General features: G+C 36.3%; 18 protein-coding genes and 1 other RNA gene. 17 read left to right on the plus strand and 2 right to left on the minus strand.

The window, feature by feature from the left end; translation table 11 throughout:
• Positions 1 to 320: 320 nt before the first annotated feature.
• Entirely contained in the window at positions 321 to 1,007 is a 687-nt protein-coding gene (locus tag EFD62_RS11160; protein WP_128706142.1) for a lytic transglycosylase domain-containing protein, read from the minus strand.
• Positions 1,008 to 1,174: 167 nt separating this feature from the next.
• Positions 1,175 to 1,495, minus strand: a complete 321-nt coding sequence (locus EFD62_RS11165; RefSeq protein ID WP_069195771.1) for a hypothetical protein — start codon at positions 1,493 to 1,495, stop codon at positions 1,175 to 1,177.
• 351 nt (positions 1,496 to 1,846) lie between these two features.
• Here EFD62_RS11165 and EFD62_RS11170 point away from each other — a divergent pair, with 351 nt between their 5' ends.
• The 17 genes from EFD62_RS11170 to EFD62_RS11250 all read left to right on the plus strand — a co-directional run bounded on the left by EFD62_RS11170 (position 1,847) and on the right by EFD62_RS11250 (position 16,774).
• The gene (locus EFD62_RS11170; protein ID WP_069196405.1) at positions 1,847 to 2,317 is read left to right on the plus strand and encodes a DUF402 domain-containing protein; all 471 of its coding nucleotides are present in this window, start codon (positions 1,847 to 1,849) and stop codon (positions 2,315 to 2,317) included.
• 36 nt (positions 2,318 to 2,353) lie between these two features.
• Entirely contained in the window at positions 2,354 to 3,208 is an 855-nt protein-coding gene (locus tag EFD62_RS11175; protein WP_069195772.1) for a PHP domain-containing protein, read from the plus strand.
• Positions 3,209 to 3,361: 153 nt separating this feature from the next.
• The gene (smpB, locus tag EFD62_RS11180) at positions 3,362 to 3,826 is read left to right on the plus strand and encodes an SsrA-binding protein SmpB (protein WP_069195773.1); all 465 of its coding nucleotides are present in this window, start codon (positions 3,362 to 3,364) and stop codon (positions 3,824 to 3,826) included.
• A 34-nt stretch (positions 3,827 to 3,860) separates the two neighbouring features.
• Positions 3,861 to 4,246: a transfer-messenger RNA gene (ssrA, locus tag EFD62_RS11185) on the plus strand.
• A gap of 325 nt (positions 4,247 to 4,571) precedes the next feature.
• Complete coding sequence (locus EFD62_RS11190) at positions 4,572 to 5,858, plus strand: ComEC/Rec2 family competence protein (protein WP_128706143.1); 1,287 nt, start codon at positions 4,572 to 4,574, stop codon at positions 5,856 to 5,858.
• Positions 5,859 to 5,868: 10 nt separating this feature from the next.
• Positions 5,869 to 6,081: a DUF3006 domain-containing protein gene (locus EFD62_RS11195; protein WP_069195878.1), complete on the plus strand. Its 213-nt coding sequence runs from the start codon at positions 5,869 to 5,871 to the stop codon at positions 6,079 to 6,081.
• 96 nt (positions 6,082 to 6,177) lie between these two features.
• Complete coding sequence (locus EFD62_RS11200; RefSeq protein WP_128706144.1) at positions 6,178 to 6,360, plus strand: hypothetical protein; 183 nt, start codon at positions 6,178 to 6,180, stop codon at positions 6,358 to 6,360.
• A gap of 114 nt (positions 6,361 to 6,474) precedes the next feature.
• Entirely contained in the window at positions 6,475 to 7,116 is a 642-nt protein-coding gene (locus EFD62_RS11205; protein ID WP_069195879.1) for a TetR/AcrR family transcriptional regulator, read from the plus strand.
• A complete protein-coding gene (locus EFD62_RS11210) occupies positions 7,113 to 8,477 on the plus strand; it encodes a phenylacetate--CoA ligase family protein (protein WP_128706145.1) in 1,365 nt (454 codons plus the stop codon). The genes EFD62_RS11205 and EFD62_RS11210 overlap by 4 nt, the downstream gene beginning before the upstream one ends.
• A 157-nt stretch (positions 8,478 to 8,634) precedes the next feature.
• On the plus strand, positions 8,635 to 10,245 hold the full coding sequence (locus EFD62_RS11215; protein ID WP_069195881.1) for a potassium/proton antiporter: 1,611 nt from the start codon (positions 8,635 to 8,637) through the stop codon (positions 10,243 to 10,245).
• A 204-nt stretch (positions 10,246 to 10,449) separates the two neighbouring features.
• A complete protein-coding gene (locus EFD62_RS11220; RefSeq protein ID WP_069195882.1) occupies positions 10,450 to 10,899 on the plus strand; it encodes an HD domain-containing protein in 450 nt (149 codons plus the stop codon).
• Between the two features lie 317 nt (positions 10,900 to 11,216).
• Positions 11,217 to 12,032, plus strand: a complete 816-nt coding sequence (locus EFD62_RS11225) for an ADP-ribosylglycohydrolase family protein (protein ID WP_128706146.1) — start codon at positions 11,217 to 11,219, stop codon at positions 12,030 to 12,032.
• Between the two features lie 391 nt (positions 12,033 to 12,423).
• Positions 12,424 to 12,918, plus strand: a complete 495-nt coding sequence (locus tag EFD62_RS11230) for an RNA polymerase sigma factor (RefSeq protein ID WP_128706147.1) — start codon at positions 12,424 to 12,426, stop codon at positions 12,916 to 12,918.
• Positions 12,918 to 13,649 carry a zf-HC2 domain-containing protein gene (locus EFD62_RS11235; RefSeq protein WP_128706148.1) on the plus strand — a complete coding sequence of 244 codons (732 nt, stop codon included), beginning with the start codon at positions 12,918 to 12,920 and terminating at the stop codon, positions 13,647 to 13,649. Before EFD62_RS11230 ends, EFD62_RS11235 begins: the two co-directional genes overlap by 1 nt.
• A gap of 108 nt (positions 13,650 to 13,757) precedes the next feature.
• On the plus strand, positions 13,758 to 14,252 hold the full coding sequence (locus EFD62_RS11240; RefSeq protein ID WP_128706149.1) for a hypothetical protein: 495 nt from the start codon (positions 13,758 to 13,760) through the stop codon (positions 14,250 to 14,252).
• Between the two features lie 184 nt (positions 14,253 to 14,436).
• Positions 14,437 to 15,735, plus strand: coding sequence for a helix-turn-helix transcriptional regulator (locus EFD62_RS11245; protein WP_128706150.1), 1,299 nt, complete (start codon positions 14,437 to 14,439; stop codon positions 15,733 to 15,735).
• Positions 15,722 to 16,774, plus strand: coding sequence for a WYL domain-containing protein (locus tag EFD62_RS11250; RefSeq protein WP_128706151.1), 1,053 nt, complete (start codon positions 15,722 to 15,724; stop codon positions 16,772 to 16,774). Before EFD62_RS11245 ends, EFD62_RS11250 begins: the two co-directional genes overlap by 14 nt.
• Positions 16,775 to 16,943: the final 169 nt, after the last annotated feature.

Raw genomic sequence — 16,943 nt, forward strand, 5'->3', positions numbered from 1 at the left:
ATGGTATCAAGGGGAAAACCGCCCTTGACACCATTTCACCCGCCTGTTGAAGAATGGTTAAGGTTGGAATGATAAATATCATCAGGTTTCTTTAAAAAGTGTTGCATTTAATATTGCAATTTAAGATCAAAAAGATATTTTCATTTTTTGATTTCCAATGTTGTAGAAGGTTTTGCTGAATTGTGAATTCAATTTTTGCTGTATAGCTTGTAAAAAATTATGTCAACTTCTGCTAATATATTCTATTGATATGATTAAATCTCCTATGAGGTGAAAGTATTTAGAAAGGGCCTTATAAAAGGTATTCGGGTGGATAAATATCATCCACCCGAATACAGAGAGTAGTACTGCATAACTTTTTTAACGTAATTTTGGGTTTCATTAAAAGGCGGAACACCGCCGTACTTGATAACGTTGTACGGTCCGGCATTATATGCTGCGAGGGCAAGAACCATATCACCGTCAAACCTTGCAAGCTGGTCCTTAATGTACCTTGTTCCACCGTCAATATTCTGTGCAATATCCCAAGGGTCAGTGACTTTCAAGGCATCGGCGGTACCCGGCATGAGCTGCATCAGACCTTGGGCACCCGAGTGGGAAAGAGCATAAGGGTCAAAGCCCGATTCCTGTTTGATAATTGCTCTTATTAGATTTTTGTTGACACCGTACTTTGCAGAGGCATTGTCAATACACTGATTTATTAAATCCATGCGAGCATTTTTGTCCTCGGGAATGTATGCGGTGCTCTTTGCACGGGAAAGCTTGGCTCTTTGAACATCAAGACTTCTGTCATTGCCTTCTTTGTCCACTGCTTTTGCTGTTGAAGTCGAACTGGTAGCGCCATAGGTTTCCAAGCTGAAGGTGCCGATATTTTCATTAACAGCATTGCTGCTATCCATGACCGAGTTTAACACCTTGTTGAAGCTATTGGAAGATTTGCTTAATTTAATCGGAACTCTGCTTTGAATCTCATTTAATTTTTGATTAAATATATCGCTGACTCTCAAGTTTTATCACCCGTCCTGCTTTAATATTTTGATGGTAAACTATAAAACTCTATGCAATTTACATACAAAGCGTATAACTTTAAATAGAATATCGGCATCAATAACCTAGAGCATAACACCAAATGTATAAAACGGGTGAGGATCGCGAACTGGCAATTAAAAGCTATCTAGCAAACTTCTTTTTTTATCCTTTTAAGAAATTTGGAGCACACCTTTTTCTTTCTGCCGTCATATTTCCGCACAGTAAATAATTGGCATATACCGACAGCCCTATCTTCTATATTGGAGGTATCGAAGATAATAAAGTGCTCACAGTCCATGCAGGTATTTATCTTCCTATTTATAGAGCAGAGAGCGGGCATAAACCTGTGTTTCGAACAAACGTAATCCGATGACACTATTCCTTTTTCAATGCATAATATATCACTATTAATATTTATTGCGGTTCCTTTAAGACAATTGCTGCATGTTCTTTTTACTTTCTTCAAAGTTTACTCCTCCCAACCAAATATTACTGGAATACCTATTATCTTCGTAAAGCTAACTTAAAATCAAATAGCTTTAGCAGTTGAGACTTTGGAAATGTCAAGCGGACATATTACCCTTCGACTCTTATATAAAAAATAGTGAAAAATGACTATATTACTAATGCAATTTTTCTGATTAATAATATTCTGATTAATAATATGTAGTTGTCTTAGCACACAATATTATAACATTAGAAAACGGCCTGTGGAAGGATGTGGGAAATAATATTCATGAATTTTGTTTCAAAAAACTGCTCATTGAGGTATAATAGTGTAAAATACCTCGGAATAATATTTTTAAAGGAGACGGTTATGAAAAACCCAATTATATTGAGAAAAAGATACATACCCTCTGAAGTTATTGATATATCTGGCGACGAGCTGATTTTGAGGAATGAAGAGCTTTTGGTGACAAAGTGGAAGCCAATAAGGGAAAGGGCGGATATTTCCGGAGGGATTTCGTTTACATTTCTAAAGGAGGGCTATAAGGCCAGTAAATTCTTTGGCCCATCCGGTGAGTTTAAATACTGGTACTGCGACATAATAAATGTTTTATATGACGAAGAGCAGGATAAATACACATTGGTGGATTTGCTTCTTGATGTGAAAATAATGCCTGACGGTCGAGTAGAAGTGCTTGATGCCGATGAACTGGCCGAGGCATTGAAGAATAATATTATAAGTATGGAGGAAGCCTGCATGTCGCTTGGTATATTGGATAAAATACTTAAGATGGCATATAGCGGCAAGTTTCCGCCGGAGATTTGTTTGAAGGATTATTAATTGCAGCATATTAAACTATCTAAGGAGCATTTAATAATGGATAAATTTGTTGACATGCATACCCACTCTGTTGCATCCGATGGTAGCATGCTTCCGTCAGAGCTTATAAGGCATGCAAAGGAAAGCGGTTTGTCGGCGGTGGCACTTACGGATCACGATACTGTCGATGGTATAAAGGAGGCCCTCGAGGAAGGCGAAAGGATTGGATTTGAGGTTGTTCCTGGGGTGGAGATAAGTCTCGATTTTGATACTGAAATGCATATGCTGGGCTACTTTTTCGGTCAAAGCTATCTTAATATTGAACCCCTCCTTAAGAGAATGAGGGCAAACAGGGAAATAAGGAATCCCAAAATTGTTGAGAAGCTTAACCGCTTGGGATTTGATATCACCATTGATGAGGTTATAGCCGAGGCCAAGGGTAGGGTGGTGGCAAGGCCGCATATAGCAAGTGTAATGGTGAAAAAGGGCTATGTAAAAAGCGTTAGCGAAGCTTTTGAAAAGTATATTTCCAACGGCAAGCCTGCCTACGTAAAAAGGGACACGTTGACCCCGGAAGAGGGTATAAGGGCAATAAGGGATGCGGGAGGAATTCCCGTTTTGGCTCATCCCATTTACCTAGGACTTAGCCTGGAAAAGCTTGATGGGCTTATTGCAAGGTTGGTTGCGGTCGGTCTAAAAGGGATTGAAGCATACTATGTAGATAACTCCAGTGACGATACCGGCAATCTCTTGAGGTTGGCGATAAAGCATAATATTATACCTACAGGGGGAAGCGATTTTCACGGCAGGTTTAAGCCTGATATCAGTATAGGAAAGGGCAGGGGAAATTTGAGAGTGCCTTATGAGGTTCTTGAGAGGTTGAAAAGTATCGGAAGCTTGCAAAATACTTAAATTAAATCCCAATTCAAGGGTGTTGACAGATAAATTAAAAGTGGTATAATATTTACGAATGATGAATACACTTTGATATATGCCCTTTCTCTGTGAAGGGTTATTTTTATCCGGTCAATTTGTAACATTAAAGTGACAGGCGGTAGTATAATAATGGCAAAGGAAGAAAAAAGAGTTATAGCACAAAATAGAAAAGCAAGGCATGACTATTTTATCGAACAGAGTATTGAGGCTGGCATAGTCCTGTCAGGTACTGAAGTTAAGTCGATAAGGGCTGGCAAAGTAAGTCTCAAGGATAGCTATGCCAATATTAAAAACGGTGAAGTATTCATATACGGCATGCATATTAGTCCCTATGAACAGGGTAACATATTCAATAAGGATCCTTTGAGGGACAGGAAGCTTCTTTTGCACAAAGCTGAAATAAATAAGCTTATAGGTTATATTCAGCAGAAGGGAATGACTTTAGTGCCGCTGGAAGTCTACTTTACACACGGCAAAGTGAAGATTGAACTGGGTATAGGAAAAGGTAAGAAGCTCTACGACAAGAGAGAGGATATTGCTAAAAAGGACGCACAGAGGGAGATTGACAGAAGGCTCAAGGAGAGCTTTAAGTAGTGAAGTTTAAGATTAATATTTGAAAATTTAATATGGGGGCGTATTGGTTTCGACGGGATTGTTGAGACTTGAGTAGCGGGTAGAGGATTCTCGTTGGCCTCTTAAAAAAACGGGAAACTAAAATAAACGCTAAAAACGATAATTTCGCTTTAGCTGCTGCCTAATATAGGCGGCCCGTCAGTCCAGGGTTCCTGCGCCTTGGGTAGCTGGCGTCATTAAGTCAGGCCTTTTGAGCGGGAAGGTTAAACTCTAGAACTATCACAGTGGTAGCCTTGAGCTGTGACGGATTTTAAAGGATACTGATATCCAAAGCCTGCCCTTGGGCGTTGGGTTGAGGGAATTTTAAAATGAGGGCTGCACCCGGAGAAGCTCTTGTGGAGATGGTTTCGGACAGGGGTTCGACTCCCCTCGCCTCCACCAGCAAAAGTCACTAATATAGTGGCTTTTATTATTTTTACGGATTAGATATTTATACCTTAGTAACAACTCATTTCTATATTATTGGCGCTGCTTAGGAATTATTCGAACAGGAAAGTATCCCCCAAATACGCAGTTATCAGTGAGTGGAAAAATAATAGTTATAGACATCTGGATAGTTTCCATAATAACATGTATAATAAATGTTATTGTAAAGTTTTTATAAGATAATAGATAGAATAAATACATGAAATAGAATAAGTGTTGTTAAGCAAGTTAATGAATATATTAAATTAGTACAGCCAAAAAATTTTTAGGGGCGTTTATTATGCGTAGGTCTTCCAACAGAAACAGGGATTGCCGGTACTATATTAGACCTGGATACCTTGTTCAAGTTTTACTTATTACTGCTTTTATTATATTATCGGGGTGTGGTGTTGATAGTAGGGAATCCAATAGTGATCGTTCAACAGTAATGTCAGAAGGAACTCATGCCGATAATGACAATTCTACATCTATTGATATAACCAAAATACCACAATCATCTCATAGTCTGAATACGCCACAGAAATTCGTTAAATCACAACAATCAGATACAATAGAAAATAGTGTTTTGAATGATCAACTGCAAATAACATTTCTTGATGTCGGGCAGGCAGACTCAATCCTTATATCGCAAGGCCAACGCTACATGCTTATTGATGCCGGAAATAATGCCGATGAGGAGCTGGTGGTTAATTATCTCAAAAGCAAAGGAATAGGTAAGCTGGACTATGTGATTGGAACCCATGCCCATGAAGACCATATCGGCGGCCTTGATGCCGTCATTAACGATTTTGAAATAGGCAAAGTTTTAATGCCAAAGCAAATAAGTACAACAAAGACTTTTGAGGATGTATTGGTTGCAATAAAGAATAAAGGTATGAAGGTTACTACTCCTAAAGTCGGAGATGTTTATGAACTTGGTAAGGCAAAGTGGACTATTTTAGCCCCAAATAAGGAAAAATACGAGAATATCAATAACTCTTCGCTAGTGGTCCGGATGACCTTTGGCAATAACTCCTTTATATTTATGGGCGATGCTGAGGAATTATCCGAACGGGAAATTTTATCAAATAACCTTGAAATACAATCAGACTTAATAAAAATTGGACATCATGGAAGCGGTTCATCTACTACAGCTCTTTTTCTAAAGAAAGTTTCCGCGAAGTACGCAGTTATCAGCGTAGGGAAAGATAATAGTTATGGACATCCGGATAGCCTCATATTAAATCGACTTAAGACCTTTGGAGTAGAAGTGTTTCGCACAGATGAAATTGGAACTATTGTTGTAACCAGTGATGGTGACACAATAAAATTTGACAAGAACGCTTCAGCCATAAAAGAGCAAGCGCCACCCGTGGAAAGTAAAGCACCAAATACACATTCAAGTGTCGTAACGAGCTCACCCGAGAAGACAGAAATAAAGGAAATCACGGTCTATATAACAAAAAACGAAGAAAAATACCATGCGGCAGGCTGTAGCTATCTAAGAAAAAGCAGTATTCCCATAGAATTATTTGATGCAAAGAACAGCGGATATACACCTTGCAGTAGGTGTAATCCACCAAGATAGGAGGATGATTATGAGATTAATTGTAGATAGGTTTGAAGGTGATTTTGCTGTGTGCGAAAATGATAACAAAGAAATGATTAATATTAGTAAGTCAAAATTGCCCCCGGATGTCAAAGAGGGAGATGTTCTACTGAAAATAGATGACAAATATATAATTGACACTGAAGAGACGGAAGCCAGGAAGCAAAAAATATCGAATATGCTTGACGACCTTTGGGAGTAATTTTGGACATATAAGAGACCGTTTCTTAAGGTTTACAGAATATAACTCCGAACTAGCTTTCCAATCTACCCCAATACTGGAACATCAATTGGCAGAGTGCTAGAACCCAATTCTTATAGCTTTGAATCCGCTGCGGCCTCTCCTACCGCAACACTTACAGTAGAGGGAATACTAATTGCCACTTTTGCATCTGTACAAGAGGCAGTAGATGCGGTTACGACTACTCCAGGAAGCAACTTTATGTTGATGTTAAATATAAATAATTATAATGGAGCATAGCACTCACTACACGGTGGTGCATTTTTCTGTATTTGCACAGAACTTGACTGGTGAGTCAATAAAATATATAATAGATTTATAGAGTTTGACTAACTAGTCAATGTGGAGGCGTATATGGTAAGAGATGCATTTAAGAAATTATCGGAGGATAAGAAAAATACTATTATTAAAAGCGGGATAACTGAATTTTCAAAGAAATCCTATTCAGAAGCAAGTACAGATGAAATAACGAAAAATAGCGGTATATCTAAGGGGATACTCTTTCACTACTTCGGAAGCAAAAAAGAATTCTATTGTTATTGTCTGCAACAGGCCTTAGAACGACTTATTACAGAACAGCTGGAGCATAAAGAAAATGATTTTTATGAAATTATCTTTTCCTTTATGGAGGAGAAATTCAGCGTGTGCCGCAAGTTTCCGGAGGAGATGCGGTTTGTAAACATGGCAGCACGAGAAACAAATAGTCAGGTCTTTGAGCAAAGAAATGAAGTTCTAGCAAAGTATATGAAAAAAGTCAAGGAAAAATCAGCTAAAGTAATGGCTAAGGCCGTGGCAACCCTCAATCTGAAAGAATCAAATACAAAGAAAATAACAGAAGCGTTTATCTTGTACACCGGAGCAATTATTAACAGATATTTGGAGGTATATAAAGAGGCGCCGGATCAATTCTTTCAACAATCAGAAGAGATAAAAGCGGAAATAAGAGAGTATATGGACTTTTTATTATACGGTGTAGTGAAGGGGGAAGGGGAATGAAGAAAACTGGGATCATTAAAGCTATGATGCTATGTTGGAAGTATGAAAAAATGAGCGATGCTAAAAAGTCAAGTATACGCCAAGAACGGCTTCATAAGCTTGTAAGTTATGCAAAACAGTATAGCCCCTATTACAAAGAGCGATATAAAAACTTAGGGGATAAGTTCGAGCTCTCAGATTTACCGCCGACAAATAAGAGGGAGCTGATGGCTCATTTCGATGAGTGGGTAACGGACCGTTCTATAAAGCTGTCAGATATAAATGAATTTATGAAAGACCTTGATAATATTGGGCGCAAACTAAAGGGGGATTACCTGGTGTTTACCACCAGCGGGTCAACAGGCGATCCGCTGGTAATGCTTTGCGATAGAAATACCAATAATGTGATGGGTGGAATTAGCGCGACACGAACTTTCGCTAGAAAACAAGATATGAAAGCATTTTTAAAGTCCAGAAAAAAGACAATAGGAGTATTTGCAACAGGTGGATTCTATTTGGGCAACAGTTCGGTACGCTCAAGATTACTGGCGATGCCTTGGAAGAAAAGGCAGATGGCCGTGACGAGTGCGCTGTTGCCTATATCCCAGATAGTAAATGAACTGAATGATTTTCAACCTGCGATGCTTGGAGGATATCCAACTATTTTGGAACTCCTTATTGATGAACAAAAAAGTGGTCGTCTGAATATAAAGCCTGTGATTATTATGACTGGTGGTGAGTATTTGGGTGACTCTCTGCGTGAAAAACTATCGGAGGCCTTTAAATGTTATGTTCAGACCAGTTATTCCTGTACAGAAGCAGGAACGATTGCGTGTGAATGTACAGAACGTCATTTTCATATCAATGACGATTGGGTAATTGTTGAACCTGTTGATAAGAATAATAAACCGGTTTCCAATGGCATCCAGTCCGATAAAATTCTCCTAACAAACCTATTTAATTATACTCAGCCATTTATTCGTTATGAGGTTACTGACCGTGTAGTAATGCATCATGAGCCTTGTCCATGCGGCAATCCATCTCCATGGTTGACTTTAGAGGGACGTACTGATGATATTGTCACATTTTTCGAGGAAGGGAAAGAAATAAAAATTGCTCCTCTTGCCATATATGCAGTACTGAAAGAGGTAAATAATCTTCAAAGATTCCAAGTCGTGGTTCATAAGAATAATAAAATAGAATTAAGAATTAATTTGAAAAACGGATATAACAAAGAAGAAGTATTTCAATCGGCTTGTTTGGCTTTAACAGAGTTTCTTGCATCCCATGATATTGAACATGTTGAGATTTCTCTTTCTAAAGAAGAACCAAAGCAGCATCCTAAAAGTGGTAAGTTTAAACATATAATAAACAAGCAATGAACAACCTAGAGGGATATTAATAGCTTTGAAATAACTAAGAATATATGATAATATAATTATTAATGATATTCTCCATAAAAAATTCAGAAGAATGATTATAAAAATTTATGATTAATTTAGCTATTATTTAATCATGTATAGTTGGAAGGGATTATATATGAGTTATTTAACTATTGGTATTATTTTTATCCTTGCATTATTTGCTATTCGATTTTCAAATAAACATGGGATACCTGCGCTATTATTATTTATTGTGCTGGGTATGATTTTTGGTATAGGGATTGATTTTGGCGATTACGAATTTGCTGATAGCTTTGCTACAGTGGCACTAATGGTCATTATGTTTTATGGTGGTTTCGGGACCAATTGGAAGATGGGTAAACCGGTGGCAAAAGAAGCGATTGTACTGAGTTCCTTAGGTGTTGTTGCGACTGCATTAATAACAGGTCTGTTTTGTCATTATGTTTTAGGTTTGGGATTGTTGGAAGGTATGCTCATTGGTTCTATTGTTGGTTCCACAGATTACGCCAGTGTCTCAAATATTTTACGTTCAAAAAACTTGAATTTAAAATACAATACAGCATCTTTACTGGAACTTGAAAGCGGATCAAACGACCCGACAGCGTTTACAATGACGATGGTGTTTTTATCTGCAATAATAGGCTCAAAGCTCTCTATACCGATTTTAGTTCTATCTCAGGTAGTTCTTGGAATTGCTATGGGTTGTATTTTTTCATTTGTTATTGGAAAATTGCTAAAAAATTATTCACTGGAATCAGAAGGACTTTATGCCGTCCTCATGGCTTCTATAATGCTTATTACATACGCCACGACAGATCTTTTGGGTGGTAATGGATACTTGGCGCTCTATATCCTAGGGATTTATCTAGGTAATATAGAGTTTAAAGGTAAGCGTAATATCATCTTTTTCTTTGATGGCTTTACTGAAATTATGCAGATAGGTTTGTTTTTCATCTTGGGTCTATTGTCCGACTTAAATAAATTCATTATGGCATTACCGTTGGCCCTTGCTATTATGTTATTTATGACTATCATTGCTCGTCCGGTAACCGTTTATGGATTAATGTTGCCATTTAGACTTAAACTCAATCAACTAAACATAATTTCATTAGCGGGCATTCGTGGTGCTGCTGCTATTGCCTTTGCAATCATGGCTGTGAATAGTCCGGCGGTTTTATCTGTCGATATTTATCATATAGTATTTGGTATATGTGTGCTTTCATCATTGATTCAGGGCGGCTTAATGCCATTTGCGGCAAAACGGTTGAAAATGCTGGATCCTGGGGATACGGTCTTAAAAACCTTCAACTATTATCAAGACAAAGCAGAAATTGGCTTCTTAGAAACAAGAATTCGCCCGAATAGTAGTTTAATAGGTAAAAAGGTAAAGGATTTGAACCTCACATTCGACTTCATAGTTGCAAAGATCGAGCGTAATGGCAAAACTATTGTACCTAGAGGAAATGTCACAATAAAAGAAAATGATCTGATTGTCATAGCTGGGGAAGTACATTTTGATAAAACTGGTCAAGAGCTTACTGAATTTACTATTTCAAAAGGTCACAAATGGCAAAACAAATATATCAAGGACCTAGAATTGCCGTATAACAACCTTATCATCATGGTGCAACGCAAAGGTAGTAAAATCATTGTTCCTGTTGGCGATACCCTACTTTTAGAAGACGATAAAGTCATTATGATTAAAGTGGAGCGTTCCCTTGAGTTTACGGTGGCTAATGTGAAATGATGACGTAATTTTTAGCTTAAGACATAAGCTTGAAAACAAGCGCCCTTGGAAAAGGGCGTTTGTTTCCTTTTAACAGCCGTTTACTTTTTGCAATATCAGATATAGCTATCGGCATCTATACATGATATAGTTTTAGGAATTGTAGCAGGGATTATTAGAAATACACAGCTCTAAGAATTACAGAACTTAAAAGGAGGATTATTTATGCTTAACAAAGCCATAGAAATTGCGGCCCGTGCGCATGCAAGGCAGGTTGATAAGGGAGGAGAGCCTTATATACTGCATCCACTAAGGGTCATGCTTTCAACAAAAAATGAACTTGAAAGGATATGTGCAGTTTTGCACGATGTTGTGGAAGATTCGGAGATTACCTTTGAGGATCTTCGCAAAGAGGGATTTTCAGAGGATGTTATTACTGTACTGGATTGCCTGACCAAGCGCAAGGGTGAAAGCTATGATGAGTTTATTGATAGGGTATTAAAGAATGAAACAGCATGTAGAGTTAAGCTCGCAGATTTGCATGACAATATGGATTTAACAAGAATTAAAGACCCAACGGATGAGGATATAGCAAGAATTAAAAAGTACAGAGAAGCTGCAGACAGGATTTTTGATGCCTTGCCTTTAAAGGATGGTATAAAGGATGAGCGGTAATCAGGATAGATGGGTGTGTATATATCCAGCCATTCCTAAGCCACGATGATTTTTTAAACACATTTATTGACTTCATTGAAATGCATGTATGGTACTTGGGAGGTGGTACGAAAGATGTTACATATGAAGATGAAGAATAACACTAAGGAAATGTTGTGTACGGTAAGATATAAAAGAAAACTTTCTTTATATATTAACTATAAATATTGAGTGATCTTCATGATGGTATTATGATTAGAAGAGAATTACTCATATTTGAGTCGAAAGTTTGATAAAAATGGCTATATAAGAAATAGTAAAAGAATTAGGAGATATTTATGTTAGGTGCAATTATAGGTGATGTTATCGGTTCAAGGTTTGAATGGCATAATGTGAAGACTGTTGATTTTAAATTGTTTAACAGTCAGTCAAGATTTACTGATGATACAGTTATGACAATAGCAATAGCTGATGCCATATTGAATAAAGAACACCATAAGAATTTTATAATTGATACAATTCAATCAAAGAGAAGCTATGCATATAAGTTAAAGGAGTATGGCAAGAAATATCCTAATGTGGGTTATGGGCGAATGTTTGAGCAATGGTTATCAAGCGAGGAATTGAAACCCTACAATAGTTATGGAAATGGCTCTGCAATGAGGGTTAGCCCTATCGGTTTTGCTTTTGATACTTTGGAAGATGTGATGAAAGAAGCTAAGAGAAGTGCAATTGTAACACATAATCACAGGGAAGGAATAAAAGGTGCTCAAGCTGTTGCCAGTGCAGTTTTTTTAGCCAGGACAGGCAAAAGTAAGAAGGAAATAAAAGATTTTATTGAGAAGAAGTTTAGATACAACCTTGACCAGCGATTGGATGATATAAGACCTAATTATAAGTTTGATTCCTCATGCAAAGGTTCAGTGCCACAAGCCATTATCGCTTTTCTTGAGTCAGAAAGTTTTGAAGATGCCATAAGGAAGGCTATTTCTATTGGAGGGGATAGCGATACGATAGCCTGTATTACAGGAGGAATAGCACAAGCTTACTATAGAGAAATACCTGGATTTATTGTAGATAGAGTAAGGCTTATTCTAGATTCGGGACTAAAAAGGGTATTAGATAGATTTAATGATAAATACGATAATAAATAGTGTTAAGTAAGTGAATTGGGTTTGTACAGTCTTTTCATAGAAATGTATTTTAGTACTTCTGTTTCATATTAACTTGAGTATTTACTATAAAAAGTGTTTCAAGTTAAGTCATAAAAGATATTCCTTCACATTTTAATATCCAATCAAGATGTACCAAATTGCATCGAAATTATATTATAAAACTATGCCATTAGAACATGGACTGTTATAAAAATCTAGTACAAGATTAAAGGCTTACTTAAATTTATGAAGATTTTAAGTTCAGGTAAAAAGTAGGGAGCTACTTATAGGTATTAATATAAGTCTTTTTAATATAAAAAATGATAAAATAATAAAAATTTGTAACAAAATCCACTTATGAAAGTCTTATATATAGAACGGTGGTGAAATAGTGAAGAAAGAATTTGATGAAATATACAGGCTTTATGTCAATGATGTATATAGATTCTTGATATCCATTACAGGGGACGAAAAAATAGCAGAGGAACTAACGCAGGAAACATTTTACAGAGCACTGCGAGGCATTGATAAATTTAAGGGGAATTGCAAAATGTCTGTCTGGCTCTGCCAGATAGCTAAAAATCTATATTATAGCTATAGCAAAAAAGAAAAGGCAAATTATAAACAAGAACTCAATGAAACTTTACATACGGATACAGAGATTGATGAAAGGGTTATTACTTCACAAAATAATATCTCTCTTCACAAAATTCTTCACTCCATCGAAGAACCGTACAAGGAGGTTTTTAGTTTAAAAGTGTTTGCAGAACTATCCTATCGGCAGATCAGTGAAATATTCGGAAAGAGTGAAGCTTGGGCTCGAGTTACATATTACCGTGCAAAAGAAAAGATTAAATCATTGTATATGGAAAGCGAGGGGCTATAATGAAAATAAATTGTAATATAATCCAGGATTTGCTGCCATTATATATAGATGATTTTTGCAGCAAGGAAAGCAGCTCATTGGTAGAAGAGCATTTAAGAGAGTGCGAGACTTGCAGTAAAATATATAATGAGCAGAAAAGTGAAATAAAAGTAAACGCAGAAGTTATCAAGGATAATTTAAAAGCTAAAAAACCCTTCAAGAAAATTACTAGAAATTTTATAGTATCGTTAGTTTTAGTTTTCATCTTATCAGTTACAGCAATATTGACTTATAATACTTTAGACGGTGAAAGGGTAGGGTTTTCTACCATATCCGGAAGAGTAAAATCTGAAATATTTCTAAGACACCTTGAAAAAGGCGAGTTTGAAAAAGCAGCTGAAAAGTTACGATTTTTTGGAGTAATTTATGAGGGACTCACAGCGGAAGAGGAAAAAAGCCAATGGATTAATGGAATGAAAAAGTTAAAAAATGAGGGTATAGAAATTGTTTCGCATAGGGAAACAGTAATTGAAACTGATGACGGTTTTACTTGTGGGTATACAACAATAGAAATAAAGTATAATAATAAGCTTTATGATTTTACTCTCGGATTATATACGAATTCAGAAAAGGTTGAGTTAGGCTATTTGGGATATTCAGTTGACCCTACTCTAAGTGAAGCTGAGGTTGAGATTAAAGAAATGATCGCGAACAAGTTTAATGAATTTATTAGAACATACTATCCGGGATAAGACGATTTGAGTTGATATTGAGAAAAATTTAGTTATAAATTTATCAAGAACAAGTGATAAAAAAATCTAGTCTATTTTAGATTTTTACCAAGTAGTAAGGAGGACATTATGCATTGTATAAGATGTTTTATCGGAAAAAAAGACTTGATGAATGCTTTTGCAGATAGATGGGTAGAGGCTGAAACTATTGACTTATCTCAAGGATTTTCACTTATTTTTTTGACAGATGAATTATATGACGGTATTGAGGAATTAGTCAATAGCAAGCTTGATGTTGCTTATAACGAATTTTTTAATTACTTATCTCCGTCCATTTATGAAGTTTTAGTTCAAGAGTCAAGAAAAGGAATGATAGCTTACATTGAAACCGATTATTTTGGAGGTGTTGGTAGACAGTCAGCTATTTTATTTGAAAATTCAAAGGTTAAAATGGAACCCCTTAAGACTGAAAGTTTTTGGGATGAAAAGACTTATAGTTATTATCATAAACCTGAAGGAGAAAAGGCCATTAATTTAGTACTAAAAGAACTGGGAGTATACAAGCAAAAAGAAAAGGATGAGTTTGATAGCGTAGGATTGGGAAATTTTAGGCGTATGGATTAAATTTATTGGGCAAATGTGATAAGAAATGAATCATAATTATTTTGAAGAGAGAGCTACATCTGCTGAATATAAGTTATTATCAAGTTATACATTTAAGAAGTTAATCTGTTTGCTGGTTTTGAATTCTACTTCCAAATAGTATATTATAGAATGAGAACATGGATTTATATATAGGAGTTGTTTCATGTTTAATGATTTTATAAAGCATTACAATATCATAAGGGATATCCTTAGGGATTGTTTCCTATACGGATGCTATTCAAGAGATGGCTTGGAAAGCAAAAGAAATGTGAGTTCAAGAAAAGTAAGCTATGAGATGCGTCGTATCCAGCAGTATGTGGAGGAGAAATATATCAAGGTTGACAAAGACGGCAGATACAAGCTTCTAAATCTGACTTACGATTTTATGCGGCATTCAGATAATTTTCTTGTGAGCACCTATATGACCAAGAGTTTTACACGCGCAGACTTGCTTACATATTTTTTTATTCTGTTATATATACAGTCACAAAATTGCCCTTGTTGTCTAAGTGATATTGAAGACGGACTGGCACAGGGTGGGTATTTGTCCTATGACAAAATCAGCAGCAAGACCATTGAAAGAAAACTTTCAGAAATGTGCACAAGTTTTGGAATGTTATCATGTGAAGTGGTAAAGCGAACAAAATTCTATTCCATTGCTCCGGACATATTAAAGACACTGGATAATAATGAGTTGGTAGAATTGCTTATAGCTATTGGTCTGTTTAAAAATATAATCTTTCCGGTAGTTTCGGGCTACTTCTGTGAACAGACGCTTAAAGATTATATGCATTTTGAGAGAAATGTCAGTGGAATTGATAACCATTACTTTAATTATAGGAATGTGCATTTTCATCCTGCAATTGAAGAACAAGTTTTGTGGGAGATTTTGAAGGCCATACACCTGAGGCAGAAAGTAAAGCTTTTCTACCATTTGCCTAAAAAATGGGACAATGCTTGTGAACAGCACAGCAGCAATGTTCTAATTCCATATAAAATAAGATATGATGTGCGTCATGGTAGATTTTATCTGGTATCCTTCAACAGTAATAAAAATTGCATAGTATCAAGACTTGATAGGATAGAGTGTATAGAAATATTGGAGGATACATTTCAAAGAGAGGACTATGATGAATTATACGATAAACAGATGTGCTGCAGTTGGTCCAGTGTATCTCTAGAAGGTAGAAATGAACCGGAGAAGGTAAAACTTGAAGTTGTTATTGATGAAAAAACAGAAGGATATATTGTTGAAAAGATTCTTAATGAATCACCTAACGGTATATTGAATAAGATTGAAGATGGGCGATATCACATAACAATTGAAGTTAACGATAGTGGGGAGCTTATTCCTTGGATCAGAGGATATGCAGGATATGTTAGAGTACTAGAGAGCAAAAAACTGGCAGATAAAATTCTTGATGACTGGAAGGAGATGCTTTCATCCTATGGAGTTGTTTAGTGAAATTAAAAACAGGTACTTTCAGTTGATGTTTAGAATTATAAATGAATGTGCCGGTGGTAAGACAAAAAATGAAATAATGAGAATCATCGATGAAGGAGAATTTGAACAGAAGGTTATAGGAAAGAATCAAAAGTCTTTTGCAGACTTTGTTTTAAATAAATGTGAACCGGATGAAAATTTTAATCTGTTAACTGAGAAGAATGGCATGTACTATCCCTCTATTGAGATTGCTGATAAGTCAAAAGGTACTGAGAGTGATACAGCGAAGCACAATAATCAGCCTCCTCTTCCGGTGCGCTTTTCTATAATTGAAAAGGCGTGGCTGAAGGCCCTTTTGGATAAAGAGGGGGTAAAAATGGTTCTTAGTAAAGAAACCTATGACAAACTTCAAAAAGAGCTCGCTGATATTGATACTCCCATAAAAGACGAGTATTTTGAACTCACAAACACAATAAAACTACCTGCAATTACAGATCAGGATGCGTATGAAGCGAATTTCCGACTGTTATTGAATGCTATAATACAAGAAAAACCTATAAGATATAACAATACCGATAGAAATGGAAACATATACAGTAACAGGCTAGCTCTGCCTGTAAGCATTGAGTATTCCATGAGAGATGGGAGATTTCGCGTTTCCATGTACCTATTGGATGAAAATCGTCCTATCATGGCCAACATTTTCACCTTATCGGATATAAGGATTGTGGATGAAGAGGGTGATATTGATAGAGAAACAGCCAAAAGGCTGCTGTTTGAACAGAAACATTCGGAAGAGCCGATAGTTTTAGAGGTAACCGATAAAAAGGCAGCAATGGAACGGTGCTTTATGTGCTTTTCAGGAATGGAGAGAACAGCAAGAAGCTTAGGCAATAATAAATATGAGATTAGGCTCAATTACTACCTTTTTGAAGAAGAAAATCTTATCCGAAACATCATCTCACTAGGGCCCTATGTGAAGGTCATATCTCCCCAAAGGATTGCCGATGAGATTATAGCAAGGGTTAAAAAGTCTATAAGCTTGTATAATATATAAAAAGTTTGCATTACTTTAAAAGTTGCAAACTTTTTGTCTGTAAATTGGTAAATTATTCTCGTATACTAAAAATGTAGTGAGCAGTGCAGAAAAGAGTTACTTCATATCAGGGAAAAATACTCTTCTCGATTTTCTCTCACTAAAAAATAGAGGTTGGGCAGTGCAGATT

Source organism: Acetivibrio mesophilus (assembly GCF_004102745.1).
Lineage (GTDB): Bacteria > Bacillota > Clostridia > Acetivibrionales > Acetivibrionaceae > Hungateiclostridium > Hungateiclostridium mesophilum.

What these genes read in the sequence shown, in the direction of transcription:
- EFD62_RS11170 (WP_069196405.1), top strand. Translation starts at nt 1,847, where the DNA reads ATGAAAAACCCAATTATATTGAGAAAAAGATACATACCCTCTGAAGTT.
- EFD62_RS11175 (WP_069195772.1), top strand. Translation starts at nt 2,354, where the DNA reads ATGGATAAATTTGTTGACATGCATACCCACTCTGTTGCATCCGATGGT.
- smpB (WP_069195773.1), top strand. Translation starts at nt 3,362, where the DNA reads ATGGCAAAGGAAGAAAAAAGAGTTATAGCACAAAATAGAAAAGCAAGG.
- EFD62_RS11190 (WP_128706143.1), top strand. Translation starts at nt 4,572, where the DNA reads ATGCGTAGGTCTTCCAACAGAAACAGGGATTGCCGGTACTATATTAGA.
- EFD62_RS11195 (WP_069195878.1), top strand. Translation starts at nt 5,869, where the DNA reads ATGAGATTAATTGTAGATAGGTTTGAAGGTGATTTTGCTGTGTGCGAA.
- EFD62_RS11205 (WP_069195879.1), top strand. Translation starts at nt 6,475, where the DNA reads ATGGTAAGAGATGCATTTAAGAAATTATCGGAGGATAAGAAAAATACT.
- EFD62_RS11210 (WP_128706145.1), top strand. Translation starts at nt 7,113, where the DNA reads ATGAAGAAAACTGGGATCATTAAAGCTATGATGCTATGTTGGAAGTAT.
- EFD62_RS11215 (WP_069195881.1), top strand. Translation starts at nt 8,635, where the DNA reads ATGAGTTATTTAACTATTGGTATTATTTTTATCCTTGCATTATTTGCT.
- EFD62_RS11220 (WP_069195882.1), top strand. Translation starts at nt 10,450, where the DNA reads ATGCTTAACAAAGCCATAGAAATTGCGGCCCGTGCGCATGCAAGGCAG.
- EFD62_RS11225 (WP_128706146.1), top strand. Translation starts at nt 11,217, where the DNA reads ATGTTAGGTGCAATTATAGGTGATGTTATCGGTTCAAGGTTTGAATGG.
- EFD62_RS11235 (WP_128706148.1), top strand. Translation starts at nt 12,918, where the DNA reads ATGAAAATAAATTGTAATATAATCCAGGATTTGCTGCCATTATATATA.
- EFD62_RS11240 (WP_128706149.1), top strand. Translation starts at nt 13,758, where the DNA reads ATGCATTGTATAAGATGTTTTATCGGAAAAAAAGACTTGATGAATGCT.
- EFD62_RS11245 (WP_128706150.1), top strand. Translation starts at nt 14,437, where the DNA reads ATGTTTAATGATTTTATAAAGCATTACAATATCATAAGGGATATCCTT.
- EFD62_RS11250 (WP_128706151.1), top strand. Translation starts at nt 15,722, where the DNA reads ATGGAGTTGTTTAGTGAAATTAAAAACAGGTACTTTCAGTTGATGTTT.